The following is a 26,822-nucleotide window of genomic DNA, read 5'->3' as shown; positions in this document are numbered from 1 at the left end:
CGATCTTACTCAATAATCGCGATCACATCGCCTTCATTGACAAAATCCTCTTCTTTCACTTTTAATTCTTTCACTGTGCCGCTAACTTCTGCAGCAATCGGTATTTCCATTTTCATAGATTCTAAAATAACAACATCCTGACTTGAATCAATTGAATCCCCTTCATTAACTAGGACCTTCCATACGTTACCTGCCATATTTGCCTTAACTTCTGTCATGTTAATTCCTCCTATTGTTTAATCATAAATTCTTGTATGAATGATGTTCTTGTATCCCCTTCGTTAAAGGCTTTAGACTTTGCTACATCAATTAAAAATGGAATATTCGTTTTGATTCCTTCTACTTCATAGTCAATTAAAGCATCTATTAAATAATTAATAGCCTCACTTCGCGTTTCACCATAAGCGATTAACTTGGCAATCATTGGATCATAGTAAGGTGTCACTTTGTAGTCACTATTTACACCAACATCATGTCTGATGTTTGTCCCGATTGGTGGGTTAAATGCTGTAATTTGTCCTGGTGATGGAAAGAAAGTTTTAGGGTCTTCAGCATATATTCTTGCTTCAATCGCATGACCATTAATAGTTAAGTCTTTTTGAGAGAATGATAGTTTTTCACCATATGCAATCTTTAATTGCTCTTCAACTAAATCAATTCCTGTAATTTGCTCTGTAACAGGGTGCTCGACTTGTAATCGAGTATTCATCTCTAGAAAGTAAAAGTTTTGGCTTTCATCAACGAGAAATTCAATTGTTCCAGCATTTTTATAGTGAATGGCCTTTGCTGCTTTAATGGCAGCATCTCCCATATGTTGTCTTGTTGATTCACTTAACAACGGTGATGGTGCTTCTTCAATGATCTTTTGGTGTCGACGTTGAATAGAGCATTCTCTCTCAAAAAGGTGAACAGTATTACCGTATTGATCAGCTAGTATTTGTATTTCGACGTGATGGGCATCTTCTATTACTTTTTCAATAAACATCGTACCATTACCAAAAAATTGCTCAGCACGTCTTGAATTGCTTTCAAATGCTTTTTCTAATTCAGTTCCATCTTGAACGATTTGCATTCCAATACCACCACCACCATGTGAGGCTTTAACCATAATTGGATATCCAATATCATTGGCAATTTTCCTGGCTACTTCGACTGATTCAACCGGTTCATTAGTTCCTGGTATGATTGGAACCCCTGCATTTTCCATAGTTTGACGAGCAGTTAATTTACTCCCCATTTTATTAATAGCACCTGAATCAGGGCCTATAAATACAATACCTTCAGCTTCAAGCCTCTTGGCAAAATCGGTATTTTCACTTAATAATCCATAACCAGGATGAACTGCTTCAGCTCCAGTGTCCTTAGCTACTTTTACAATCTCATCAACATTTAAATAACTTTCATTTACTTTTGGACCACCTATTAAAAAACTCTCATCCGCTTCTTTAACAAACGGTGCTTCAAAATCTGCCTCAGAGTATATCGCTACTGTTTTAATGTTTAAATTATGACATGTACGAATCACTCTTGAAGCAATTTCTCCTCTGTTAGCGATGAGTATTTTAGTAAACACATTAAGCACCCCTTTATCGGTTTAATTGTTCTAGTGCTATTTCTTTTAATCTAATTTTTTGGATTTTCCCACTTGGTGTTGTTGGAAATTCATCAGTAAACAATACGTGATCTGGAGATTTGATTTCATTAGATTGTTGGCAATATTGAATGAGATCTTGTTCATTTACTGATTGGTCTTCTCTAATTACCCAAGCCACTATTAACTCGTTATGTTCTGGATGTGGGATCGTAATGACTTTTGCGTCAATAACTTGTTTATGATTAGTTATAAAACTTTCGATTTGATAAGTTTCAGGTACTTGTTCAAATGATTGCATGTTATCACCTTCACTCTTAATGTCTTGCCAATAATTCCTCAGATTGTTGACGTAATTTATACTTTTGAACTTTTCCACTTGCAGTCATCGGGTACTCGTGAGTAAATTGTATATATTTGGGTGTTTTATGATAGGCAATACTTCCTTCGCAAAATGCTTTTAAGTCTTCTTCAGTAATTTCAGAGCCTTCCTGCGTGATCACCCAAGCCACTAGCTCTTCACCATATTTAGCATCTGGTATACCAATAACTTGAACATCTACTACATCTGGGTGTTGATATAAGAATTCTTCAATTTCACGTGGATAAATATTTTCACCACCACGAATCACCATATCTTTAATACGTCCCGTTATTTGGACATATCCATCCTCATCTAAAATAGCGATATCTCCTGTGTGTAACCAACCATCTTGATCGATCGCTTCATTTGTCTCTTCCTCATTGTTGTAATAGCCTTTCATAACATGATAACCCCTTGTGCAAAGTTCACCTGGTTGATTAGACTTGACTTCTTTATTTGTACCCGGTTCTACTACTTTAATTTCGACATTAGGATGCTTTTTTCCTACTGTACTCACACGACGTTCAATTGGATCATCAGTTCTTGTCTGTGTGATTGCTGGTGATGATTCAGTTTGGCCGTAAGTTATGGTAATTTCTGAAATTCCCATTTTATTTATAACATCTTTCATGACTTCAATCGGGCAATTCGACCCAGCCATAATACCAGTTCTTAAATGTGATAAATCATATTGCTCAAAGTTAGGATGGTTCAGTTCAGCAATAAACATAGTTGGTACGCCGTGTAGTGCTGTACACTTCTCCCTAGATACTGCTTTTAATACTTTTTCTGGATCAAATTGCTCTAAAATAACCATAGTGGCGCCTTTTGATACAGCAGCTAATACACCTAGAACACAGCCGAAACAATGGAAAAAAGGTACCGGTATACATAGTCGGTCATCTTTTGTGAAGTTCATGCATTCAGCTATTTGCTTTCCGTTGTTGACTATATTGTAATGAGTTAACATGACGCCTTTAGGAAAACCAGTTGTACCAGAAGTATATTGCATATTAATCACTTCGTCGCACTGTAAAGAATCATACCTTTCTTGAAAACTCGAGTCAGGAATCATCTGTGAACCTAATTCGATCATCTCATTCCATGTATAACACCCATTATACTCTTCATCACTAAGTACAATTACATTTTTAAGCTTTGGTAACCTTGTTGAATTAAGCTCTCCTTTGTTGGAGTTTTCTAATTCAGGGCATAACTCTTTTAAAATTTCAATATAAGAAGTTCCTTTGAATGATTCTGCTAGTATTAAAGTTGTTGCATCTGATTGTTTTAATAGATATTCGAGTTCTGAAGCTTGATAGCTCGTATTAACAGTCACTAATACCGCTCCCATTTTACCTGATGCAAATTGAGATGTTAGCCATTCTGGTTTGTTATCTGACCAAATAGCGACATGTTCACCTTTTTCAATACCTAAAGCCATTAAACCTTTGGCTGCATCGTTTACTTTTTCGTTAAACTGTTCATAAGTCCAACGAATCCCCTTTTCAGGATACACAGCTGCTTCATGCTCTGGGTGTTTCTTTGCCTTTTCATCTAACAACTGACCGACAGTTAAATTCATTAATGGCATTCAAACGTCCCCCTTATAAAAATTAACAACCTAATTGTCTAGCAATAACTAACCTTTGAATCTCAGAAGTACCCTCTCCTATTTCAAGTAATTTAGCATCACGTAAATAACGCTCTACTTCATACTCACGCATATAACCATAGCCTCCAAGAATTTGGATCGCTTGGTTAGCTGAGCGGAAAGCAGCTTCTGTAGCAAATAACTTCGCCATCGCAGCTTCTTTTGAGAAGACTTTACCTTGGTCTTTTAACCAAGCAGCTTTTAACACGATATTACGTGCTAATTCAACTTCCATAGCCATATCCGCTAATTTAAATTGGATCGCTTGGAAATTAGAAATCGATTGACCAAATTGCTTGCGTTCTTTAGCATATGCTAATGCTCGGTCTAGAGATGCCTGAGCAATTCCAACTCCTAATGCACCAATTGAAATTCTCCCACCATCAAGTGTTTGTAAAAATTGCTTAAATCCTGCATTAGGGTCTCCAATAAGGTTCTCTTTGGGTACTCTTACATCTTCTAATACGATTTCTGCTGTATTAGAACCACGAACCCCCATCTTGTCATAGTTATCCGTAATTGTGACGCCGTTTGTATCTGTTGGAACTACGATAGCTGAAATGATATTTTTACCGCGGTCGTCTTTACCCGTGATAGCGGTTACAATGATTTGTTTAGCATAAGAGGCATTCGTAATAAAACATTTTTCACCGTTAATAATAAAGTCATCACCATCTGATTTAGCTGTCGTTTTAGTTCCTCCTGCATCTGAACCAGCGTTTGGTTCAGTTAAACCAAATGACCCGAGAGCCTTACCTTGAGCCAGCGGGACTAAATACTTCTTTTTTTGTTCTTCAGTTCCAAATTGGTAAATGGGTGATGAACCGAGTGATACTGAAGCGGCATAGCTTAACCCCGTACTTCCACATACACGCCCTATCTCTTCAACGGCAAGTGCATATGTCACAGTGTCACCACCAGAACCACCATACTCTTCTGGATAAGGAATACCTAAAAGACCTAACTCACCCATTTCTTTAAAAATATCTTCTGGAAATTCTGCCTTTACATCGATGTCAACAGCACGTGGTTGGATTTTTGCCTCAGCAAAATCGCGAACCATTTTTCTTGTCATTTCTTGTTCTTCATTTAGTGTGAAGTTCATTTAAAACTCCCCCTTTTATATTTAGACCGACTGGTTGGTCTGTGTTGGAGTAAATAAAAAAGCTTTTAACTAAAGCATTTAACAATAAACTATTTAATTGTGCAAAGTTGACTGATGATACTCTTGGGTCGCTTCGTCTGTTAAGACACCTTTAAACAAAATGTCAATATAGACTTCTGCAATGTCGTCAATCGAAAGCTCACCTTCTCGTTTATACCACTTATAAGTCCAGTTCACCATCCCAAGAATTGACATACTGGTTATGATGGTTGGCAACTCTTGACGAATTTCACCTTGTTTTTGTCCCTCCTCAATGATTTGAATGACGATTTGTTTAAATTGATCACGTTTAAATTTAATCTTTTCTTCAAAATGAGCTTTTAAGTATTTGTTTTCTTGATAAAAAACTGATATATGGTCATTGTATAAATCAAATACTCTAACGAAAGAATAGAGAATCTCATGGAGTTGATACATGGGGCGTTTGTGACGTTTTTTCGCTCGATTCGCTTCATTTAACACATATGATATAAACAAATCGTGAATGACATAAAGAAGTTCGTCTTTGGAATTGAAATAGTGATAAAACCCACCTTTTGATGTATCACAATACTCAACAATATCTTTTACTGATACACCGTGGAAGCCCTTTTCAGAGAAAAGAACTAAAGATGATTGAATAATTTTTTCCTTTAAATGTGACATATCACTCCTACCTTTTGTCAATATTTTATCACAATTTAGAAAACTAGCAAATAAATTTTCTGAATTTATTTAAAGTGGGTTAATCATTATGTAAAAAAATGAGCTTTTGGCAAAGTGTAACCTTGATTAATTGGCAAGTTAAACTTTCTTTAGTAGAAGTTCATTTGGGTTAAATCGTCCACCGTAAGCGATCAAAAACACCGTTTCATCCTCTATATTAAAGCAAAAAATCCGAACGATTCATCATTAATGAATTCGTTCGGATTTTTATTATTATAACTAATTTTGTCAAAGATTCTTCATGGTCTAAGATTCAGTTTCTTCACCAAACCACTTCTCATATTGTGCTTCTACATATGTTTCTGTTACTTGTCCTTGATGATCCGCATCTACTACAAAAGATCCGTTGTTTTGACGCGTTTGTTCTTTAAATTCAATTGGTAGCATAGAATGTGTTTCACTATTTTCAGTTTGTAGAACTACTGTTTTATCTTCATTAACAACATGGAACCCTACAATTCTGTGAGGTTGTCTTTTTAATTCTTTTAACATAACTAGTCCTCGTTTTGCTCTAGTACCTTGTTCAAACTGAGAAATATTCATTCTCTTACATGCCCCGCGTTGTGTCACGATAAATAAATTAGGGTTTGTTAACTCAGGAAAAATTTCTCCGTTTACAATGAGCTCTTCTTCCTTTAAGGTCATAGACTTAACTCCAGCAGTTTTAACACCAACTAGCTTTACTTCAGCTTCATGATACCAAAGTCCATAACCTGTATTCGATGCTAAGAAGACCTCTTGATGTCCATCTGTTAAATGAACATTAATAACTTCATCTTCACCTTTAAGCTTCATGCCTACAATTGGTCGGTTATATCTTTGCACTTTAAAATCAGCTAAAACTGATTTTTTAATCATACCGTTTTTTGTTAAAGCTAATATATATTGGTCATCTTGAAATTTACGTATTGGTATAGCTTTAATAATCCTTTCGTCTTGTCCAATTGAAATGATGCTCGCTATATGCTGTCCCATATCCTTCCATTTAATATCAGGTAATTCGTGGATTGGTATGTAAAGATAGTTACCTTTATTTGTAAAGAGAAGTAATGTATCGGTGGTGTTGACCTCATATAAACTCAATATATAATCCTCATCCTTCATTTGGAGGTCTTCGATGTTAGAAGCAATATATGACCTTAGGCTTGTTCGTTTAACATAGCCATCTTTAGTTACGGATACGACAACATCTTCTGAAGGAATCATCACTTCAAGGTTAATCTTTAGATCTTCTACTTCTGATTCAATTCTTGTTAAACGCTCACTCTTATAAGTCTTTTTAACACGTTTCAAGTCGTTTTTTATAACGTTTAATAATTTGCTTTCATTTCCTAGAATTTCTTCTAAATAGGCGATTCTCTCTCGTAGTTGTTCTGCTTCTTTTTGTAATTCAGTTACATCAGTATTCGTTAGACGATATAACTGGAGCATAACGATTGCCTCAGCTTGTGCTTCGGTAAATTCATATTGTTCTTGAAGCTTTACTTTAGCGTCCTTCTTATCTTTAGCACTTCTAATTGTAGCAATCACATCATCTAGAATCGATACAGCATAAATTAACCCTTCAACGATATGAGCACGGTTCTTAGCCTTTTTTAGGTCGTGTTCTGATTGCCTCTTGATGACTTCACGTTGATGTTCAATGTAAGCATCTAAAATACCTGTTAGAGTCATGACAGTAGGAGTTTTATTTGAAATAGCTACCATGTTGAAATGAAACGATACTTGTAAGTCGGTATTTTTGTACAAGTAATTTAATACACCTTGACTGTCGACATCTTTCTTTAACTCGATTACAATTCTTAAACCAGTTCGATCTGTTTCATCACGAACCTCAGCAATACCTTCAACCTTTCGTTCTAAACGGAGTTCATCCATTTTTTTAACCAGGTTTGCTTTGTTAACATCATAAGGTAACTCAGTGATGATTATTTGTTCTTTACCACCACGTAATGGTTCAATTGTTGCTAAACCGCGCACAACAACTTTCCCTTTCCCGGTTTCATAGGCCTTTCGAATACCGTCTTCACCTTGAATAATTCCACCAGTTGGAAAGTCTGGTCCAGGTAGTTTCTTCATCAGTTGATCAATCGAAGCATTTGGATGTTCAATTTTATATACAACAGCGTTGATTACTTCTTTTAAATTGTGTGGTGGTATGTCCGTTGCATAACCAGATGAAATACCTGTTGAACCATTGACTAGAAGGTTAGGGAATTTAGCTGGTAATACGATGGGCTCATAATCCGTATCATCAAAATTTGGAATAAAATCGACTGTGTCTTTATCAATGTCTTGTAAGAGTTCTGATGCTATTCCTGAAAGTCGTGCTTCTGTATAACGCATCGCTGCCGGCGGGTCACCATCAATACTACCATTATTACCATGCATCTCAACAAGCTCTTCTTTAACTTTCCACATTTGACTCATTCTAACTAGTGCTTCATAAACAGATGAATCCCCGTGTGGATGGTAGTTTCCAATTACAGTACCGACCGTTTTAGCCGATTTACGAAACGGTTTATCATGTGTATTCTTTTCTTGATGCATTGCATAAAGGATCCGTCTTTGTACCGGTTTTAAACCGTCTCTTACATCTGGTAAGGCACGGTCTTGAATAATATATTTACTATAGCGACCAAACCGGTCACCAATTACTTCTTCTAATGGTAAATCTAAATACTTTGCTTGTTCAGCCAAATCCATTCACTCCTAGCTAAGCAATCTATCATTGTCTAATATTGTATCGTCATCTTCCATACCAAATGCAACGTTTGATTCGATCCATTTACGTCTTGGCTCAACTTTATCGCCCATTAACGTTGCAACACGTCTTTCAGCTCGTGCTACATCATCTATTGTCACTCTAATTAACGTGCGTGACTCTGGATTCATCGTTGTTTCCCATAATTGATCAGCATTCATCTCACCTAAACCTTTGTAACGCTGAATGGTATAGCCGCTTTTGAATTCTTTTAATAAGCGGTCCATCCCATCTTCATCCCAGGCATAGGATTCTTTAGCGTTTTTGCCTTTTCCTTTAGAGACTTTAAACAATGGAGGTAAGGCAATATATATTTTACCTTGTTCGATTAATGGTTTCATATAACGATAGAAGAATGTTAACAACAAGACTTGAATGTGAGCACCGTCTGTATCGGCGTCTGTCATAATGATGACTTTATCATATTGTGAGTCTTCAATATTAAAGTCTGACCCTACACCAGCGTTAATTGTATGAATAATAGTTGCGATTTCTTCGTTCTTAAATATATCGTCAATTTTTGCTTTTTCTGTATTAATGACTTTACCACGTAAAGGGAGTACAGCTTGAAAACGTCGATCTCGCCCTTGTTTTGCTGAACCACCTGCTGAATCACCCTCAACTAAAAACAGTTCATTTTTTGAGGCGTTTTTAGACTGTGCCGGCGTTAGTTTTCCGCTCAATAAAGCATCTCTGCGTTTACGCTTTTTACCATTTCGGGCATCTTCTCTAGCTTTCCTGGCAGCTTCTCTTGCATCACGTGCTTTAACTGCTTTTTTAATTAGCATCTTTGATGTATCAGGGTTTTCCTCAAGAAAATAAGTTAGCTTCTCAGCAATGATGCTATCGACAGCACTTCTAGCTTCAGGTGTACCTAATTTACTTTTCGTTTGGCCTTCAAATTGTAAAAGTTGTTCAGGTATACGCGTTGAAACAATGGCTGTTAAACCTTCACGAATATCATTTCCGTCTAGATTTTTATCTTTTTCCTTTAGAAATTGCATCTTTCTGGCATATTCGTTAAATGCGCGAGTAATTGCTGTTTTCGCACCAGATTCATGTGTACCACCGTCTCTTGTACGAACATTGTTAACAAAAGATAAGATGTTCTCAGAATAGCCATCATTAAATTGCATGGCGAAATCAACTTCAATTTCCTTCACTTCACCTTCTAATGATACAACAGAATGTAAAGCATCCTTCTCTTCGTTTAAATAGTCGACAAACGATTCTAGTCCATCTGGGTATATATACTTTTCTTCTGTATCTTCACGCTCGTCCTTTAAGACAAATTCAATACCTTTTAATAAAAAGGCTGCTTCTCTTAAACGTTCTGATAATGTATCAAATTGAAATTGTGTTGTTGTGAACATGGATTCATCTGGTTTGAAGTGTATGGTTGTACCAGATTTGCGTGTATTACCAATTACTTGTAGGTCTGTTACAGGCTTTCCGCCATCTTCAAACTTTAATTCATGCTTTTTACCATCACGATAGATTGTTACTTTTAACCATTCAGATAGAGCATTTACAACTGATGCACCTACACCATGAAGGCCACCACTCGTTTTATAACCACCTTGGCCAAACTTACCACCTGCGTGTAAAATAGTGAAAATAATTTCAGGAGTTGGCTTACCCATTTTGTGCATTCCAGTAGGCATACCCCTTCCCTCGTCACTTACAGATATGGAGTTGTCTTTATGTATCGTTACTTTTATAGACTGTCCGTATCCTGCTAAAGCTTCATCTACTGAGTTATCCACGATTTCAAAGACTAAATGATGCAAACCACGATGGTCAGTACTTCCAATATACATTCCAGGTCTTTTACGAACGGCATCTAGTCCTTCTAATACTTGTATGGAATCATCGTTGTAAAGTTCTTTTGATTGAGTCACTATATTAGACCCCTTTCTCTATAAATCCTCGTATGAGATATACATTCGCTAAGACATGAGAAATCCCTGCTTAATAGCAGAGATTTTACTACAAATTATGACTTCTTAGACTGTTACAGCATGTACGACTTTAATGCATGAATCCATTATGACTGTGAATTGATTTTCTTTCAACAGCTCATTTGCTTTTTCATTAACGATTCCTTGTTGAGCCCAAAATACTTTACAATTAGTTTTTAAAGCATCTTCAGCAACTTCAACTAAATGTTCAGAACGTCTGAAAACATTAATAATATCAATGTTCTCTTCAATTTCAGCTAAAGATGGATAACTTTTTTCACCTAATACTTCATCAACTGTTGGGTTGACAGGGATAATTTTGTAACCTTTCTCCTGCATTGCTTTAGCTATTTGATAGGATGTACGACTCTCTTTATCTGAAAGTCCAACAACAGCGATTGTTTTAGAGTTCACTAAAATGTCTTTCATTGTTTCTTTAGAAGGGTTTTGCATGTCATCTCTCCTATTTTAAATGTTTTTGATAATTATTAGGATAGCGTTTTTATAGCGATTTCTCAACTTTGACGCTATTATATTAATGATTTTCTCTTGATCTTTAATATTAACTTCTTTATTCATGATACATTTGATAAAATAAGGTATATTCAAAGTCTTAGAAAAGGAGAATCATATGGAATATGTAACTTATGCAATAATCGCTTATTTAATAGGCTCTATTCCTAGTGCTTTAATTATAGGCAAGTTATTTTATAAGATTGATGTTAGAGAGCATGGGAGTGGAAACTTAGGTGCTACCAATACTTTTCGTGTTTTAGGTGTTAAAGCAGGATTAGTTGTAACAGTTTTAGATATATTAAAAGGTACAATCCCTGTTTTAATTGTCATAGTATTGGCATCTAACTTAGAGCCTTTAATTGTAGGTGCATTTGCAGTAATTGGTCATATTTATCCTATTTTTGCGAAGTTTAAAGGTGGAAAAGCTGTTGCGACATCAGGTGGAGTATTACTTGGTGTTAGTCCGCTATTATTTATTATTTTAGTTATTTCATTCTTTGTGTTTTTAAAGCTTTTTAAATACGTGTCGTTAGCATCCATTTTAACTGGTGTGACAGCCGTGATCACTTCTTTAATCATGCAAGATTTAGGGTTAATTATTGTTACTGTATTTTTAGCTTCATTTGTCATATACCGACATACCGACAATATTAAGCGCATTAAAAATAAAACAGAACCTAAAATAACGTGGTTTTAACGAGTCGTAATTAAGGGTGATTCTTTTGAGAAAAATAGCCGTATTATCTGGAATAAGTATCATTAGCCTCTTTGTTCTTATTATGGCTATGATCAACCCTGTAAATGAAACTGACCGCAGTAGTGTAAAAGTTAGCTCACATCAGGAAATAGCACATTCAGTGGTTGATGAGCGTACTGTTAATACCAGTTTAACATTAAATGCTGTTGGAGATATTTTAATTCATGACCGTGTTTATGATGGTGCTCATACTGATGATGGGTTTGATTTTAAATCCATGCTTGAACCCATTAAGCCTTATTTAGAAGGTGGAGACCTTATATTTGCGAACCAAGAAACAATACTTGGTGGTGAAGAAATAGGGTTATCTGGCTATCCAACATTTAATTCACCTTTTGAGGTTGGCGATGCATTAAAATATGCTGGGGTTGATATTGTTTCAATTGCTAACAACCATACACTTGACCGCGGTGAAGAAGCGGTTATGAATGCGACGAATTATTTAAACGATATCGGTATTGATTATGTAGGTGGTTATCAAAGTGATCAAGACCAACAAACAAAGCGTGTTATAAATAAAAACGGCATTTCTGTTGGGTTTTTAGCTTATACGTATGGAACAAATGGTATTCCTATTCCAGATGGTAAAGATTATTTAGTAAATTTAATTGATGAACAAAGAATAATTGAAGATATACACAACATGCAAGAAGAAACTGATTTTGTAATAGTAAGTATGCATTTTGGACAAGAGTATCAGCCACTTCCTAATGATGAACAGATCCATTTAACTGAATTACTAACAAGTGAAGGGGCAGATGTCATTCTCGGTCACCACCCCCATGTTTTGCAGCCGATTGATTGGTTTTCTTTCAATGATCAAAACCAGTTTGTCATTTATTCATTAGGTAACTTTTTATCAGGTCAAAGAGGGCTTGAGCGTAAAATAGGTGCTATTTCACAGGTTGAATTAACGAAAGAAATTACTAAAGAAACGATTTCTTATGATGTAGTTAATGCGAAGGTTATGCCTACTTATAACTATTATGAGGATCATGAAGATGTCTTAATTGACCTTCAAGTTATGCCACTTATAGAAGCAGATGAATTTGACTTAGATGAGGCGGAAAAGTTATTTGATGATACAGTTGACCATATTAAAAGCTTTTCTTCAGATGTTAAAATTGTACCTTATTTTGATTAAGTTTAAAAAATTGAATAGCTCTAATATAATCATGTATAATTTAAATGTAGTTATGTTCTTTTCTTTAGATTTGAAAGGAGTCTTTGATATGCACGAAACAGCAAAAAAACAGCTACCTAATAAACAAGAACGTCATAAATTATTCGGCTCTGTGGAACCTGGACCTAAACATAAGCCGATGGAAAAAAGTAAAATGAAGGATTTACAAAATACAAAGAAAGACTTTTTATTTGAACTTGACGTAGTTGGAATTTCAAATGTGAAACACCCAGTTGTGATCAATAGTTCCTTAACGCCAGAAACTCAGACAAGTGTTGGCACATTTTACTTCGCATCTTCTATTTCGCAAGGTTCAAAAGGAACTAATATGAGCCGTTTTACAGAGCAGCTGCAAAGTTATTATGAAGATGGATTCGTATTAGATTTAAAAACGTTAAAATCATTTGTATATCATTTACGTGAACGTTTAGAACAAAATGATGCTGAGATGACTGTATCATTTCCATGGTTTTTTGAACGTAAAGCACCGTATTCAGAAAAAGCTGGCTTAAACTATGCTGATGCGTGGATTAAAGTTCATTATGACCAAGAACAAGGCTATGATATAAAGGTTGGTTTAACGGGGAAAATTACAACACTATGCCCTTGTTCAAAGGAAATTAGTGAATATAGTGCACATAATCAGCGTGGAAATATTGAAATGGAAGTTACTTTGAGTGAAGATTTTAATGAAGAACAGCATGATTGGAAGTTTCTTTTGTTAGAAGCTGCTGAATCGAACGCAAGTGCTCGCATTCATCCGGTGCTAAAACGTCCAGATGAAAAGATGGTAACAGAACAAGCCTATGAGAACCCTCGATTTGTTGAGGATATGGTTAGGCTAGTCTCTTGTGATTTATATGAAATTGATGAAATTGTTCAATTCTCAGTTAAATGTTTAAATGAAGAGTCGATTCACTTACACGATGCCATTGCTTCAATAACTTATGATAAACGGACTGAATAGAGTGAGCGGATCATGCGATATTTATTTGTTTGGCCAATTAAATTATATCAAAACTTCATATCACCCCTATTAGGGCCTACATGTCGATTTCATCCTACTTGTTCACATTATAGTTTAATGGCATTTGAACGGTTTGGAGTGATTAAAGGGGTTTATTTATCGATTAGGCGGATATTAAAGTGTCACCCATTTCATGAAGGTGGATTTGATCCAATTCCAGAAAGAAAAAACAAAAAAGGTAAAAACAAGAGTGGTCAATAAGATTTAGGAATTACTGTGCTGGAGTGCTCTCTTTAGAAAGAGCACTCCTTTTAATCTACTTGTTCACGTGTTTTTTTGAATTGATAATACAGTAATACTTTTCAACAAAAAGAGATCGAACCGTCTAATATTGAATTCATACTTGAAACATTCAATTGTAACTGTGAAGACTTAATCTGAATCATACCTAGAACTAGGCATTACTTAAGTTCCTTTGACTCAATTCACCATCACATGAATAATTATAAATTTTAGTTTGAAATGTTTTTAAAACGTTTCAATTGTTCAATCTTACCTTCTGCAAATAAAATGTCTTCTTCAAATGAGCCGATTAAATCAAAATGTGGGTATCGTTCATCTTGATGAATCCATTTCGGTTTAAGTCCGTATTTCTTCCCCCATTGTTTTAACTTTCTAATGTCACTACACCCTACTTTTGTGACTGTATTCATTTTAGGAAAACGATCATCTGCCCAGTAATGTGTTAAAAATGCAATTTCTCCAGATTTAACATCTTTTTTCCATTGTTTTAATTCATCTCGTTTAATTCCGAATGCCATTGTCTTCACCCATCGCTTCAGTATATGCTTTATGCCAATCTGGGAACTTCTTTTTAATTGAAATTGGTCTAAAGTTGGATTTCTTTACACAAACATGTGACGAGGAACCAGTGACAGCTAATTCCCCTGTCTCAGTGTAAATCTCATATCTGTACACAACTCGAAATCCATCATACTCTTTTATGTATGTTTTAACGTTTGCTGTTTGGCCATATGTTAATGGTCGTTTATATTTAGCTTCAAGATCTATAACGGGCGAAACAATTCCTTCTTTTTCCATTTCAGCATATTTAAAGCCTAAATCTTCTATTAGGTGTGTACGTCCTATCTCAAACCAGACTAAATAATTGGCATGATAAACAACACCCATTTGATCGGTTTCTTGATATCGCACTTTGATTTCTGTTTCATTAAATACCATAATTGAGTACTTCCCCCTCTAGTTTGTTTGTCTATTTCTTTACTATATTTTATACCAAGTTAAAAAGGCTAGCAAAAGCTAGCCTTTTAAAGTAGTTACTTTTTCTTACGTTTTTGATGTGCGTGTTCATCACGAACTTCATCGCGCATGCCTTCAATTGATTCTCGTCGACGCTCATTTTTACGGCGGATCTCTTCTTCTTGGAATTCTGAAGCTGTCTCCACTGAGTGTTCAGCTTCTTGAATATTCTCAAGTGTATTTTCAATGTTTTCTTGAATTTTCTTTAAATTGTCACGACGATTGTCCGGTTTAGGCTTTTGATTATGATTAGGCATTCAACATCTCTCCTTAAACTTTTGATGGTGACAATCATTATTTTTTGATAACTAAACCGTCCTATGCATGCTTTTTCGGATTTCTAACTAATTCCATGCGCTGTTCAATTTTGTCATAAATCTTATCTAGTTCTTCTGGATTGTTTAAAATCTTCTCTTTTTCATTTCTCACCAAAGCCTGAAATGATAATCGTTCTTTCCTACGCATCATGATCGTCTCCTTTTTTAGTATAGGATTGCCATGATTCGTAAAAGTTATACTTAATCTAATTCTTCGATTTTTCTGATCATATCATCATATGAAAGAGGTCCAACATGTCTTGGTACTTGTAATTCTCCTTCTGTATTAACGAAATAAGTCGTCGGTAAACTTAGTGCTTGGTACCTAACATTAACCTCGCCACTTTCATCCATTAAGATTGGAAAAGTCAATTCAAGTTCATCAACAAATTCCTCTACTTGATCTGATGAAGTTTCTTGACTTGTAGCATTAACAGCAAGAATGACAACATCATCTTCGTATTCTTCATGTATTTCTTGCATATGTGGCATTTCCGCACGACAAGGCGGACACCATGTTGCCCAGAAATTAATAAATACTTTTTGGCCTCTGAAATCCGCTAATTCAACGTCCTCACCTTCTAGCGTTTCTAATTGAAAGTTAGGTGCTACATCTCCTACATCAACACCATCTGTATCAATATCTACTCCTTCAGGTTGGACAAACACTGCTTCTTCTGATGGGTCACCTTGGGCTGTATCATCATCAAACCATGTATTATAAACTATTATGCCAAGTAAAACTCCTATGATCGCTAACCCAATTAGACGTTTAATCATTATACTCATTTTGTATCTCCTTTCTGCTTAGCTACTATGTACCATTCAAAAATGAAGGTAATTAATGCAATGAATAATGCTAGCATTAATGGACCTGTATATAAGTGTATTTCGTCTGTGATGACCCTAAAAAGAGCCCAGGTGATTAAGAACCACCTAAATGCTTTAAAGACATTGAACCAAGTCGGTTTTGGGGTCTTCCAAACTAATACAACTATCAATAAACTATATGAAACAACCTCTAGAAAAATGTAAAGATCAAAGCCATATAAAAACAGTGATGCTCTTTCAAAAATTATAAATACAAATAAAGACTGTAGCATTAAGATCAGTTGAACATTAAATGAAACTTCATGCTTTTGTTTTTGGTAAAACGAATATAACAAAAGTGCACTAAAACCTAGAATCATACCAATTGTACCACCATCAAAATAAATAATGGCTAAAGGATTATTTAGTATGTCCATGGGATAATTAATAAAATAACTGATTTTCCATACAGCAATGAATACAACCCAATATTCAATAACTAAATCGGCTGGTTTTTTCCTTATTGGAAAATTAATCAAACGTTTGATTAATAAGTGTGCAATCACAGCAGATGCGATAATACCAGCAATATAGAATAAATAAGGGACAAATATATTTAAAGGCCCTATTTGAATCAAATCATTCATCTTACCACTCCTACTTATAAATCATATCAAATTTTTCTTTAAAATACGTATGTAACGATTTACGATTCAGTGAACTTAAAATTATTACTAAATTTAGGAATAAATATGGTTCCGATTGACAAACTAGATGATGAATTACATAGATCTAGGAGGTATAGTCATGTCAAATGATAAACAAAATCAGCAAGATGCTAAAAATCAACAGCTAAATGAGTATAAGAACAGTAATCAAGGTGAAAAAATGAGCACGGATCAAGGAATAAAGATTTCAAACAGCTCTGAGTCACTGAAAGTTGGTGATCGTGGTCCAACCATTATGGAGGATTTTCATTTCCGCGAGAAAATGACACATTTTGACCATGAACGTATTCCAGAACGAGTTGTTCATGCAAGAGGGTTTGGCGTTCATGGATATTTTGAGCCTTATGAGTCAATGCCTGAATTAACAAAGGCAAAATTTCTTCAAAATCCTTCCGTTAAGACACCTGTCTTTGTGCGATTTTCGACTGTAGTAGGTTCTAGAGGGTCTGCTGATACAGTTAGGGATGTTAGAGGTTTTGCTACAAAGTTTTTCACTGAAGACGGTAATTTTGACTTAGTTGCTAACAATATGCCTGTTTTCTTTATGCAGGATGGTATGAAATTTCCTGATTTCGTGCACGCCATTAAACCAGAACCTGATAATGAAATCCCACAAGCTTCAGCTGCCCATGATACACTTTGGGATTGGGTCGTTCATAATCGTGAGTCAGCTCACATGATGCTGTGGTTATTATCTGACAGAGCTATCCCTAGAAGTTTTCGAATGATGGAAGGCTTTGGCGTTCATACGTTTAGGTTTGTTAATGACCAAGGAAAAGCACGATTTATTAAATTTCATTGGAAGCCACTTTTAGGTGTACATTCTCTTACTTGGGATGAGTCACAAAAGTTAGCTGGTAAAAACCCTGATTTCCATAGACAAGACCTCTGGGATGCGATTAATAATGGAGAATATCCTGAGTATGAATTAGGCGTTCAAATTATTGAAGAGGAGCAAGAGTTTGATTTCGATTTTGATATTCTCGATTCAACTAAGTTATGGCCTGAAGAACAAGTGCCTGTAAAAATAATTGGTAAGATGACACTAAACCGAAATCAAGATAATTTCTTCTCTGAAACAGAACAAGTAGCATTTCATATGGGGAATATTGTACCTGGAATTGATTTTACAAATGATCCTCTGTTACAAGGAAGATTATTCTCCTATTTGGATACACAATTACTAAGGTTAGGCGGGCCTAACTTTAATGAAATTCCGATTAATCGACCGCTTGCTCCCATTCATAATAATCAAAGAGATGGCTTTCATCGCATGACGATTAATAAGGGTAAAGTGTCATATAGTCCAAACGGGATTTTAAACAATGACCCAGCTACCAGTAGCTTTATTGAGGGCGGGTTTGAGCATTATCAAGAAAAAGTTGATGGTCGAAAAGTAAGGATGCGAAGTGAGAGTTTTAAAGATCACTATACACAGGCAGCATTATTTTATAACAGCTTGTCAGAACCTGAAAAACGTCATCTTCATAAAGCATTTCATTTTGAGGTTGGTAGTGTGAAAGATCCTAACATTAAACAACAAGTTGTCGAGATGTTTAGTAATGTTAATCATACATTGGCAAATGAAATTGCTAAAGGTGTTGGAGTAGAGCCACCACAGTCAAACAATCAAGAGCCAAAGGTTGCCCCTTCCCCTGCTTTAAGCCAATTACAAACAAAATTTTCACCGAGTACGCGTAAAGTTGGCATAATATTAGCAGATGGATTTAAATTCTCAGAAGTACAGGAAATGATGAATGCATTACGAAACCAAGATGTTCATATAGAGATCATTAGTAAAACGTTAGGTAAAGTGCATAGTGATCAAAATGAACCGGTAAATGTCCAAAAAAACTATGCCACCACGCATTCTGTGATGTATGATGCATTATTTATTCCAGGTGGTAAACAACATGTCGATCAATTGACGACTCATAAAGAGGCTAAAGATTTCATTAAAGATACCTTTGCTCACGCAAAAACACTAGGAGCAAGTAATGAAGCAATAAACTTATTTTCAACTGTTTTACCCAAGCAAACACAATTAGCTAACGAACAATCCAAAAATGAATTATTTAATGACATGGGAGTTCTTACGATCCAATCTGATCAATTAACAGACTATAGTCAAAGTTTTATAGAACAGCTAGCCAATCATAGACATTGGGACCGGGAATTAAAGGATGAAAAACAAGCGTAACTATTAATAAAGCCACCGTTATATATAACGGTGGCTTTTGACTATAAGAAATTATTACTTTTCAACTGTTTGTAACTTTTTACGTAGTACCATTGGTAAGATTCCACCATGGCGGTAGTAATCAACCTCAACATCACTATCGAAACGAGCAACTACTTCAAATTCTTTAGTTTCACCTTTGTCGTCTGTTGCTGTTACCTTAATTAAGTCATGTGGTTTAACATCTTTAGTTACATGAACGTCAATTGCTTCTTCACCCGTTAAACCTAATGATTCAATCGTGTCACCCTTCTGGAATTGAAGTGGTAATACACCCATCATAACAAGGTTAGAACGGTGAATACGCTCAAAACTTTGGGCAATTACAGTTTTAATACCTAGTAGGTCAGTTCCCTTAGCAGCCCAGTCACGAGAGCTACCCATTCCATAATCATCACCGGCAATGACACATAAACCAGTGCCGTCTTCTTTATATTTCATTGCAGCATCGTAAATAGGCATTACATCACCAGTTGGCCAGTAAGTTGTAAATCCGCCTTCTTTACCTCCTGCAATTTCGTTACGAATCCGGATGTTACCAAATGTACCACGCATCATAACTTCATGGTTACCACGACGAGAACCATAAGAGTTAAAGTTACGAGGAGAAACATCTTTTCCAATTAAATATTGACCCGCAGGCATATCTTTAGGAATAGCACCTGCTGGAGAAATGTGGTCGGTTGTAACTGAGTCACCGAATTTACCAACGACCCGTAATCCATCAAGAGGTTGAACCTCTTTTGGATCTTTAGACATTTCTTCGAAGAATGGTGGGTTTTGGATATAAGTTGAATTTTCATCGAACTCATATAATGGCTCGTCAGTTGTTTGGATTTTATTCCATTCTTCATTAGAGTCAAATACATCTTCATATTCTTTACGGAAGATTTCTGGTGTTACAACTTTTTCGATTTCAGTCTTAATTTCATCAGAAGATGGCCAAATATCATTAAAGTAAACATGATTACCATCAGCATCTTGACCTAAAGGCTCATTTAAAATGTCGATATCTACTGTTCCAGCTAATGCATATGCTACTACGATCGGTGGTGAAGCTAAGTAGTTTGCACGCACTAATGGGTGAATACGACCTTCAAAGTTACGGTTACCTGAAAGCACTGATGATACTGTTAAATCAGCTTCAGCAATTGATTCCTCAATTTCAGGTAGTAAAGGTCCAGAGTTACCGATACAAGTCGTACAGCCATAACCAACTAAGTTGAAACCTAATTGATCAAGATATTCCATTAAACCTGAATTCTCAAGGTAGTTAGTAACAACTTTTGAACCAGGCGCTAATGACGTTTTAACATACGAAGGTACTTCTAAGCCTTTTTCGACAGCTTTCTTTGCAAGTAGTCCAGCACCTAACATAACGTGTGGGTTAGATGTGTTGGTACAAGATGTAATCGCCGCAATCGCTAATGCACCTGTTTTCATCGTTGTTTCGTCGCCATTGTTAAACTTAACAACAGCTTCTTTTTCTTTATCCTTCTCATCAAGACCAAAACCATGATTACCAGCAGGAGCTGTTAACGCTTTGTCAAATGATTCTTTCATATTTGAAAGTGGAATTAAGTCTTGTGGACGCTTTGGACCAGATAAGTTTGGTTCTAAATCAGAAAGATCAATTTCTACAAGTTCTGTGAATGCTGGGTCTTCTTGGTCAGACGTGTAGAATAAATCGTTCTTCTGTAAATATTCTTTAACTAACTGGATTTGCTCTTCAGTACGACCAGTTAAACGCATATAGTCTAATGTTTCCTCATCAACTGGGAAGAAACCACATGTTGCACCATATTCAGGCGCCATGTTTGAAATTGTTGCACGGTCTGCTAATGGCATTTCTGTAAGACCAGGACCGAAGAATTCAACAAACTTACCGACAACGTTCTTTTCACGTAGCACTTGTGTTACTTTTAATGCTAAGTCTGTTGCAGTCGTTGCATCTGGGAAGCTACCAGTTAATTTAACACCAATAACTTCTGGAGTTGGGAAGTATGAAGGCTGACCAAGCATACCTGCTTCTGCTTCAATACCACCTACACCCCAACCTAGAACACCTAAACCATTGATCATAGTTGTATGTGAGTCCGTACCAACAAGTGTATCTGGGAACGCATCATAAGTTCCATCTTCTTGTTGTTTTTCGTGAACAACATTTGCAATATATTCTAAGTTTACTTGGTGTACGATTCCTGTTGCTGGTGGTACAGCACGATAATTATCAAATGCTTTCTGTGCCCAGTGTAGGAACTCATAACGCTCTTTGTTACGCTCAAATTCCATTTCCATATTGAGACGTAATGCGTCTTTAGTACCATATTGATCTACCTGTACAGAGTGGTCGATTACTAAATCTACTGGTACTTCTGGGTTGATTTGATCTGGGCTACCACCCATATCAACCATTGCTTTACGAAGTGATGCCAAGTCTACTACTGCTGGTACACCTGTAAAGTCTTGCAAAATAACACGTGATGGTTTGAAAGGAACATCTACTTTTTCACCATCAGCCCATTTTGCTAGTTTTTCAATGTGTTCATCCTTAATAACATGACCGTCATATTGACGTAATACAGATTCTAAAAGCACGCGAATTGAATAAGGTAGGCGTGAAACGTTACCCAAGCCTTGCTCTTCAAGTGCTTTTAAATGGTAATAATTATACGTTTTACCATTAAGTTCGAATTGCTTTTTTGAGTTTGAAGCATGACTAGCTACCATGTTACTTTACCCCCTTAACTTATGTAATGTTTCGTTTCAATTATTAATTAGCGTTTTTCTACAGAAAAGCCAATAATTCTGCACGTATTCATTTTATATTAAAACGATATAGAAGTAAAACGTTAAAACTAAATTTCTTCTAGGAATTATTGTTATTTTAATTGTGTGTCAATAGCTTTAATAGCTTTTAGAATTTCTTCTTGTTCTTCTGTCTGTACGGTTCTAAAATCTACTAATACCTTCCCCTGTTCAATTCTAACGATGATTGGTTTAATATGTTTTCGGAATAACTCACTCAAGGATCTAGCTGTTAATAACCTTGAACTTACTTTAATACCATATGATTTTAATTTCACTTCCGGTAACGTTCCACCACCAACTTTTGATTCGGTTTCACACTGTTCAATTTTTAAATTTTGCACATTCCTACTAGATTCTAAAAGTGACTGCACGTCTTCTATTATTTGCTTTTGGCTTTTAAGTAAATCGTGTAATGTTGGGATTTCATCAACTTCACCCATACGTGTTAACCTTAACGTTTCTTCTAATGCTGCATAAGTCATTTTATCTACTCGCAGAACTCTAGCAAGTTGGTGTTTTTTAAGTTGATCAATATATTTCTTTTTTCCTGCAATGATGCCAGCTTGTGGCCCTCCTAAAAGTTTATCAACACTAAACGAGACTAGGCCTGCACCTTCGTCTAAAACAGTTCTCACTACAGGCTCATCACTTATGCCCGTTTGTTGTAAATCGTATAAAAGCCCGCTTCCTAAATCCTCATAGTATATTAAATTATTTTGTTGAGCTAAGTGTGCTAAAGCATTCCGTTCAACAGAGGAAGTAAAGCCACTAATATAAAAATTACTAGTATGCACTTTCATGATCATTTTAGTGTTTTCATTAATAGCTTGTTCGTAATCGAATAAATGCGTCTTATTTGTTGTTCCTACTTCTTTTAATTTTGTTCCACTTTCTTCCATGATCGAAGACACTCGAAAGCTTCCACCTATTTCTACTAGTTCTCCTCTAGAAACAATAGTTTCAGTATTTTGGGTAAAAGCAGAAAGTACCATATAAACAGCTGCAGCATTATTATTAACAACAATAGCTGCTTCAGCTCCTGTTAACTCGGTAATATAGCTTTCGATTAAGTCCTGTCTTGACCCTCTCCTTCCTGTATGAAGGTCATATTCTAAAGTAGAATATGACTTAGCCATGTCAACGACTCTCTTTACTGCCTTAGGTGCGATGCGAGCACGACCTAAGTTAGTATGTAAAATGGTGCCTGTACCATTAATTACAGGTTGAAGGTTGTACATTTTATATTGTGCAACTAGGAGTATAGTGGTTTCAACTATTTGATTCCGTATCTCATCTCGAGTAAAGGAGTGTGCTTGATTGTTATTAAGAATTTGTTCTCTTATTTGCTCTATACCTTCGTGTATTAGCTTTTTCGTTTGTTCATATGAAATCTGTCCATTTTGGAAGCTAGCTTGAATTCGTTCGTCTTTTAATAACTCGTGGATTGGGGGGATTTGTCTTAACAATTGCATATGACCGCCTCATTTTAAATCATTTATTTATCCATTATAACCTAACTATTGCAAAGTCATAAAGAAACCCACCGTGAAGGGACACAGGCGGGTTATGGGTTTTACGAGTTCATGTGCTTAATCACTTGTTGAGCTTCTGGAAAGACGCCTGTATCTAGTTTCGAGTAAACCAACTCATCATTTACCGTAACTTCAAACGCGCCACCAGATGCTGGTATTAGTTTCATTTCTTTAATGTCATGTCGGAATTCAGTAAATAACTCATCTGCGAAACTCGCAGCTTTTGGTGCATAGTTTCACTGCATACAAAATTCAATTGAAACTTTGTAACTCATCTAAATGCCCCCTTCTTTTCAATTACTAGCCTATAAAAGTATTTGATCTATTTCAACAATTAATACTTAATTTCTAGAAAATTTTGTTTTAGTGTAATATCCTTAAAATTGGAGGTGATTATGATGAGTCGAGAGCGAGATGAAATATTACGTTTAACTTCTCTTTCCTCTAAAGCAGGTTGAGGTTGTAAACTCGCACCAAGCGAGCTGGCTCAAGTGTTGAGTCAAGTAGAACGTCAATCTAATGATGACAAGGTCTTGTATAGTCAAAATAGCTCCGATGATGCCGGTGTATATCAAATAAGTGATGATTTAGCGATGGTTCAAACCGTTGATTATTTTACACCTGTGGTTGATGATGCTTATACCTTTGGGCAAATTGCTGCAGCTAATGCTTTAAGTGATGTATACGCTATGGGAGCAGATGTCAAAACGGCATTAAATATTGTTGGTTTTTCCGTCAAAAAATACGGTTCTGATGTCCTAGCGCGAATTCTTCAAGGTGCTGAGGATCAGGTTCATCAAGCAGGAGGTTCTATTGTAGGTGGGCATTCGATTGATGATGATGAACCGAAATTCGGACTTTCTGTTACAGGTTTTGTACACCCTGATAATCTATGGACTAATATCGGAGCGCAATTAGGTGATGCATTAGTGTTAACGAAGCCTATAGGCATTGGTATTGCGACAACAGCGATTAAAAAAGACTTAGCTTCGCCTAAAATTGTAGAAGAAGCGATTAAATGGATGACACAATTAAACAAAGAAACCGCTGAACAATTACGCAATTATAAACCGAATGCTGTGACTGATGTAACTGGTTTTGGCCTTTTAGGTCATGCATATGAACTAGCAAAAGGAAGTCAACAATCACTAACGATCTATAATGAGCAAGTTCCTGTTATGGATGGAATAAGCCCCCTTGTAGAACAAGGTGCTGTCCCTGGTGGTACAAAAGCTAACTTAAATTGGTTAAAAGATGTTGTATCGTTTGAAGAAAATGTTAACGAAGAATCCCAATTAATTTTGGCTGATGCAATTACCTCAGGTGGTTTATTAATATCTATGAATACAGATGAAGCTGTGCATTATGTTAATCGCGTCAACCAATTGAATGGTTATAAAGCACATATAATCGGAGAAGTTGTCGAAGTTGAAGGGCAAGAGTCACATATTAATGTAAAATAAACTGCACCGCCAAATGCTTAGAGTCACTGTCTATCATTTGGAAGTGCAGTTTTTATCTTTAGATTATTTTAAGCGTGACTATTTTAAAACCAGCTTCTTAAAGCCAACACCTGTACTCTTCTTCTCTTATGGTTATTTTCATTTCATCTAATTTATCTAGGAAAGGGATTAAATATTTCCGTGATAAATCTAGGCACTCCTTCGCATCCTTCAATGAAAATTGTCTTCCAGTATGAGACTTAAGTGTTTTAACAGCTTCATCAAACTGAACGCGATGAATGAATAAATCGTCTGTTATACTGACTAACTTGTTCTCATATAACAAATAATTTTTCAAATCAGAAATCGTCTCTGTATCTAAATCCGTAAAGTAAGCTGAAAATGGGTCAACTTTCAAATGATCTTTCCTTAGGTTGTCAACCCCTTCTTCAACTTCTCCTTTAATTCGATTTGGAATATAAGGGGTGAAGTCAGGTATTGAAATGAAATGTGCATTTTGCTTAAAGTATCCTTGCTCTATTAAATGATCTAATATAACTTTAGTGACCTTGGGCTTTACAGGTATTTGTTGGATGAGCTCAGATTTGTCATACCCTACTATTAATGGACGGGTATCATGGTAATCCTTCAAAGTTATTGATAGTGAATCGATTTGCTGATTGAACCATTCACGAGTCATAACTAGTCGATTTATAAAGATAATCGATTGGTTATCATATAATTGATTTAAGGTCGCTTTTACAAACTTTGGGTCGATATTCAATTGGTTTGTTATTTCTTCTTCTCTTGTCACATATTGCTGGTTGATAAAATCTAAAATGATCTCTTCCACTGTGAATTCAGCTTGCTGTTTTAATTGATTGACAGTATCCATTCCAAATCGATGCTTCTTGGCGGGGGCATTAATAACTTGTCCTCCACCAATTGTTTCGACTGGTGTCGCTCTTCTTAATATGAAATAATCATGCCTTATGACATAGGCGGGTTCAGTAAGTTCTATTTGTACATAGACATCTTCACCTGGTTGGTCTAATTCATTCCGGTCAAATAAAATTAACCGACCATAAATCTCACTCGTTCCTGTGTGAAGTTTAATAGGAGTTCTTTGTTTAATCGGCTGTTTTATATGAGGGCTTACGTTTAACTTTACATCAACTCTCTCGGATGAATTATATTGGCCGTTATTAGTCAATACATCTCCTCTTCTGATCAAAGCTTGATTCATTCCTTTTAATGCTATTGCTGTTCTGTTTCCTATGTAAGATTGAGTAACAGGTTCACCAAATTGTTGTAAGCTCTTGACTTCTGTTTCTCTCATTTCAGGTTGTAAGAGAAGTTTATCCCCTTCTTTAACAACACCTTCTGTAATCGTTCCACGAACAATCGTTCCAATTCCATGAACATGAAAAGACTGATCGACAGGCATCCTAAAATATCCTTTATCATCTTTTACAGGCATAGATTTTAAGGTTTCAATTAAGTCATATTTTAGTTTTTCTATCCCTTTACCACTTAGTGAATCAACTTGGTAGGTTGGAGCTTTTTTAAAAATAGTATTGTTTGTGTGAGCTTTTATATCATCTAAAACAAGTTGTAAGAGTTCTTCTTCTAGTAATTCAACTTTGGTTATAACTATAAAAGCGTTTTTAATCTCTAAGTAATTTAAAATCTCGATATGCTCAATCGTTTGTGGCATAACTCCTTCATCTGCTGCAATCACTAGTAAAGTAGCATCAACACCTGAAACACCAGCAATCATTTGACGAATGAATCGTTCATGGCCAGGAACGTCAATTATAGATAAAGATAAACCTTCTCCTACATATAAGGGTGCATAGCCTAGTTCGATTGAAATGTTTCTTTCTTTTTCTTCTTTTAATCGGTCAGTGTCAACACCAGTAAGAGCTTTTGTTAGTTCAGTTTTACCATGATCAATATGTCCAGCCATACCAATTGTGTAATTTTTATTTGTCAT

Annotated in this window: 24 protein-coding genes and 1 pseudogene; 6 read left to right on the top strand and 19 right to left on the bottom strand. The window is 35.7% G+C overall.

All coding sequences use genetic code 11. From position 1 onward, the window contains the following. Positions 1 to 5: 5 nt before the first annotated feature. The 9 genes from ABDZ63_RS08660 to ABDZ63_RS08620 form a co-directional block, all read right to left on the bottom strand. Positions 6 to 218, bottom strand: coding sequence for an acetyl-CoA carboxylase biotin carboxyl carrier protein subunit (locus ABDZ63_RS08660; RefSeq protein ID WP_343783160.1), 213 nt, complete (start codon positions 216 to 218; stop codon positions 6 to 8). A gap of 11 nt (positions 219 to 229) precedes the next feature. Further along, positions 230 to 1,573, bottom strand: coding sequence for an acetyl-CoA carboxylase biotin carboxylase subunit (locus tag ABDZ63_RS08655; RefSeq protein ID WP_343783158.1), 1,344 nt, complete (start codon positions 1,571 to 1,573; stop codon positions 230 to 232). Positions 1,574 to 1,586: 13 nt separating this feature from the next. After that, complete coding sequence (locus ABDZ63_RS08650; protein WP_343783157.1) at positions 1,587 to 1,892, bottom strand: AMP-binding enzyme; 306 nt, start codon at positions 1,890 to 1,892, stop codon at positions 1,587 to 1,589. A gap of 16 nt (positions 1,893 to 1,908) precedes the next feature. Then, positions 1,909 to 3,549, bottom strand: a complete 1,641-nt coding sequence (locus ABDZ63_RS08645; RefSeq protein ID WP_343783155.1) for an AMP-binding protein — start codon at positions 3,547 to 3,549, stop codon at positions 1,909 to 1,911. Positions 3,550 to 3,571: 22 nt separating this feature from the next. Next, positions 3,572 to 4,714, bottom strand: a complete 1,143-nt coding sequence (locus tag ABDZ63_RS08640; protein ID WP_343783153.1) for an acyl-CoA dehydrogenase — start codon at positions 4,712 to 4,714, stop codon at positions 3,572 to 3,574. Between the two features lie 93 nt (positions 4,715 to 4,807). Beyond that, positions 4,808 to 5,419: a TetR/AcrR family transcriptional regulator gene (locus ABDZ63_RS08635; protein ID WP_343783151.1), complete on the bottom strand. Its 612-nt coding sequence runs from the start codon at positions 5,417 to 5,419 to the stop codon at positions 4,808 to 4,810. A 306-nt stretch (positions 5,420 to 5,725) separates the two neighbouring features. Then, the gene (gene parC / locus ABDZ63_RS08630) at positions 5,726 to 8,179 is read right to left on the bottom strand and encodes a DNA topoisomerase IV subunit A (protein WP_343783149.1); all 2,454 of its coding nucleotides are present in this window, start codon (positions 8,177 to 8,179) and stop codon (positions 5,726 to 5,728) included. 12 nt (positions 8,180 to 8,191) lie between these two features. Continuing rightward, positions 8,192 to 10,144: a DNA topoisomerase IV subunit B gene (gene parE, locus ABDZ63_RS08625; RefSeq protein ID WP_343783147.1), complete on the bottom strand. Its 1,953-nt coding sequence runs from the start codon at positions 10,142 to 10,144 to the stop codon at positions 8,192 to 8,194. Positions 10,145 to 10,249: 105 nt separating this feature from the next. Next, positions 10,250 to 10,657, bottom strand: a complete 408-nt coding sequence (locus ABDZ63_RS08620; protein ID WP_343783145.1) for a CoA-binding protein — start codon at positions 10,655 to 10,657, stop codon at positions 10,250 to 10,252. A 178-nt stretch (positions 10,658 to 10,835) separates the two neighbouring features. Between ABDZ63_RS08620 and plsY the strand changes: the two genes are divergently transcribed. The 4 genes from plsY to yidD all read left to right on the top strand — a co-directional run bounded on the left by plsY (position 10,836) and on the right by yidD (position 13,888). Next, a complete protein-coding gene (gene plsY, locus ABDZ63_RS08615) occupies positions 10,836 to 11,417 on the top strand; it encodes a glycerol-3-phosphate 1-O-acyltransferase PlsY (protein ID WP_343783143.1) in 582 nt (193 codons plus the stop codon). Between the two features lie 25 nt (positions 11,418 to 11,442). Beyond that, a complete protein-coding gene (locus tag ABDZ63_RS08610; protein WP_425541964.1) occupies positions 11,443 to 12,621 on the top strand; it encodes a CapA family protein in 1,179 nt (392 codons plus the stop codon). Positions 12,622 to 12,709: 88 nt separating this feature from the next. Next, positions 12,710 to 13,627, top strand: a complete 918-nt coding sequence (gene folE2, locus ABDZ63_RS08605; protein ID WP_343783141.1) for a GTP cyclohydrolase FolE2 — start codon at positions 12,710 to 12,712, stop codon at positions 13,625 to 13,627. Positions 13,628 to 13,639: 12 nt separating this feature from the next. Then, positions 13,640 to 13,888 (top strand): membrane protein insertion efficiency factor YidD, encoded by a 249-nt coding sequence (yidD, locus tag ABDZ63_RS08600; RefSeq protein ID WP_343783139.1) that lies wholly within the window; start codon positions 13,640 to 13,642, stop codon positions 13,886 to 13,888. A gap of 251 nt (positions 13,889 to 14,139) precedes the next feature. Here the strand turns inward: yidD and ABDZ63_RS08595 are convergent, their stop codons facing one another. The 6 genes from ABDZ63_RS08595 to ABDZ63_RS08570 form a co-directional block, all read right to left on the bottom strand. Next, positions 14,140 to 14,448, bottom strand: a complete 309-nt coding sequence (locus tag ABDZ63_RS08595) for a hypothetical protein (protein WP_343783137.1) — start codon at positions 14,446 to 14,448, stop codon at positions 14,140 to 14,142. Then, positions 14,432 to 14,869, bottom strand: a complete 438-nt coding sequence (locus tag ABDZ63_RS08590) for an acyl-CoA thioesterase (RefSeq protein WP_343783135.1) — start codon at positions 14,867 to 14,869, stop codon at positions 14,432 to 14,434. Before ABDZ63_RS08590 ends, ABDZ63_RS08595 begins: the two co-directional genes overlap by 17 nt. Before the next feature lie 95 nt (positions 14,870 to 14,964). After that, positions 14,965 to 15,204: a small acid-soluble spore protein Tlp gene (gene tlp / locus ABDZ63_RS08585; RefSeq protein ID WP_343783133.1), complete on the bottom strand. Its 240-nt coding sequence runs from the start codon at positions 15,202 to 15,204 to the stop codon at positions 14,965 to 14,967. Positions 15,205 to 15,265: 61 nt separating this feature from the next. Further along, positions 15,266 to 15,412 carry an FbpB family small basic protein gene (locus ABDZ63_RS08580; protein ID WP_343783131.1) on the bottom strand — a complete coding sequence of 49 codons (147 nt, stop codon included), beginning with the start codon at positions 15,410 to 15,412 and terminating at the stop codon, positions 15,266 to 15,268. A gap of 53 nt (positions 15,413 to 15,465) precedes the next feature. Next, positions 15,466 to 16,053, bottom strand: coding sequence for a redoxin domain-containing protein (locus ABDZ63_RS08575; RefSeq protein ID WP_343783129.1), 588 nt, complete (start codon positions 16,051 to 16,053; stop codon positions 15,466 to 15,468). Then, positions 16,050 to 16,721, bottom strand: a complete 672-nt coding sequence (locus ABDZ63_RS08570; RefSeq protein WP_343783127.1) for a hypothetical protein — start codon at positions 16,719 to 16,721, stop codon at positions 16,050 to 16,052. The genes ABDZ63_RS08575 and ABDZ63_RS08570 overlap by 4 nt, the downstream gene beginning before the upstream one ends. Positions 16,722 to 16,881: 160 nt before the next feature. Here ABDZ63_RS08570 and ABDZ63_RS08565 point away from each other — a divergent pair, with 160 nt between their 5' ends. Continuing rightward, on the top strand, positions 16,882 to 19,002 hold the full coding sequence (locus ABDZ63_RS08565) for a catalase (RefSeq protein ID WP_343783125.1): 2,121 nt from the start codon (positions 16,882 to 16,884) through the stop codon (positions 19,000 to 19,002). A 54-nt stretch (positions 19,003 to 19,056) separates the two neighbouring features. Here ABDZ63_RS08565 and acnA read toward each other — a convergent pair whose 3' ends face one another. The 3 genes and pseudogenes from acnA to ABDZ63_RS08550 form a co-directional block, all read right to left on the bottom strand. Beyond that, entirely contained in the window at positions 19,057 to 21,771 is a 2,715-nt protein-coding gene (acnA, locus tag ABDZ63_RS08560; protein WP_343783123.1) for an aconitate hydratase AcnA, read from the bottom strand. A gap of 152 nt (positions 21,772 to 21,923) precedes the next feature. Continuing rightward, positions 21,924 to 23,324, bottom strand: a complete 1,401-nt coding sequence (gene selA, locus ABDZ63_RS08555) for an L-seryl-tRNA(Sec) selenium transferase (RefSeq protein ID WP_343783121.1) — start codon at positions 23,322 to 23,324, stop codon at positions 21,924 to 21,926. Between the two features lie 101 nt (positions 23,325 to 23,425). After that, a pseudogene (locus ABDZ63_RS08550) lies at positions 23,426 to 23,608 on the bottom strand (Rdx family protein); the annotation flags it as partial. A gap of 174 nt (positions 23,609 to 23,782) precedes the next feature. Between ABDZ63_RS08550 and selD the strand changes: the two are divergent. Next, positions 23,783 to 24,847 (top strand): selenide, water dikinase SelD, encoded by a 1,065-nt coding sequence (gene selD, locus ABDZ63_RS08545; protein WP_425541963.1) that lies wholly within the window; start codon positions 23,783 to 23,785, stop codon positions 24,845 to 24,847. A gap of 97 nt (positions 24,848 to 24,944) precedes the next feature. Here the strand turns inward: selD and selB are convergent, their stop codons facing one another. Then, on the bottom strand, positions 24,945 to 26,822 hold the full coding sequence (gene selB, locus ABDZ63_RS08540; RefSeq protein WP_343783117.1) for a selenocysteine-specific translation elongation factor: 1,878 nt from the start codon (positions 26,820 to 26,822) through the stop codon (positions 24,945 to 24,947).

The organism is Alkalibacillus silvisoli (assembly GCF_039521975.1).
Taxonomy (GTDB): Bacteria; Bacillota; Bacilli; order Bacillales; family Alkalibacillaceae; genus Alkalibacillus; species Alkalibacillus silvisoli.
The sequence above is the reverse complement of the archived record's forward strand: the minus strand, read 5'-3'. Positions and strand labels throughout refer to the sequence as shown.

Coding starts and splice junctions, on each gene's coding strand:
- ABDZ63_RS08660 (WP_343783160.1), bottom strand. CDS start 218: ATGACAGAAGTTAAGGCAAATATGGCAGGTAACGTATGGAAGGTCCTA.
- ABDZ63_RS08650 (WP_343783157.1), bottom strand. CDS start 1,892: ATGCAATCATTTGAACAAGTACCTGAAACTTATCAAATCGAAAGTTTT.
- ABDZ63_RS08645 (WP_343783155.1), bottom strand. CDS start 3,549: ATGCCATTAATGAATTTAACTGTCGGTCAGTTGTTAGATGAAAAGGCA.
- ABDZ63_RS08640 (WP_343783153.1), bottom strand. CDS start 4,714: ATGAACTTCACACTAAATGAAGAACAAGAAATGACAAGAAAAATGGTT.
- ABDZ63_RS08635 (WP_343783151.1), bottom strand. CDS start 5,419: ATGTCACATTTAAAGGAAAAAATTATTCAATCATCTTTAGTTCTTTTC.
- ABDZ63_RS08620 (WP_343783145.1), bottom strand. CDS start 10,657: ATGCAAAACCCTTCTAAAGAAACAATGAAAGACATTTTAGTGAACTCT.
- plsY (WP_343783143.1), top strand. CDS start 10,836: ATGGAATATGTAACTTATGCAATAATCGCTTATTTAATAGGCTCTATT.
- folE2 (WP_343783141.1), top strand. CDS start 12,710: ATGCACGAAACAGCAAAAAAACAGCTACCTAATAAACAAGAACGTCAT.
- yidD (WP_343783139.1), top strand. CDS start 13,640: ATGCGATATTTATTTGTTTGGCCAATTAAATTATATCAAAACTTCATA.
- ABDZ63_RS08595 (WP_343783137.1), bottom strand. CDS start 14,448: ATGGCATTCGGAATTAAACGAGATGAATTAAAACAATGGAAAAAAGAT.
- ABDZ63_RS08590 (WP_343783135.1), bottom strand. CDS start 14,869: ATGGTATTTAATGAAACAGAAATCAAAGTGCGATATCAAGAAACCGAT.
- tlp (WP_343783133.1), bottom strand. CDS start 15,204: ATGCCTAATCATAATCAAAAGCCTAAACCGGACAATCGTCGTGACAAT.
- ABDZ63_RS08580 (WP_343783131.1), bottom strand. CDS start 15,412: ATGCGTAGGAAAGAACGATTATCATTTCAGGCTTTGGTGAGAAATGAA.
- ABDZ63_RS08575 (WP_343783129.1), bottom strand. CDS start 16,053: ATGAGTATAATGATTAAACGTCTAATTGGGTTAGCGATCATAGGAGTT.
- ABDZ63_RS08570 (WP_343783127.1), bottom strand. CDS start 16,721: ATGAATGATTTGATTCAAATAGGGCCTTTAAATATATTTGTCCCTTAT.
- ABDZ63_RS08565 (WP_343783125.1), top strand. CDS start 16,882: ATGTCAAATGATAAACAAAATCAGCAAGATGCTAAAAATCAACAGCTA.
- acnA (WP_343783123.1), bottom strand. CDS start 21,771: ATGGTAGCTAGTCATGCTTCAAACTCAAAAAAGCAATTCGAACTTAAT.
- selA (WP_343783121.1), bottom strand. CDS start 23,324: ATGCAATTGTTAAGACAAATCCCCCCAATCCACGAGTTATTAAAAGAC.
- selB (WP_343783117.1), bottom strand. CDS start 26,822: ATGACAAATAAAAATTACACAATTGGTATGGCTGGACATATTGATCAT.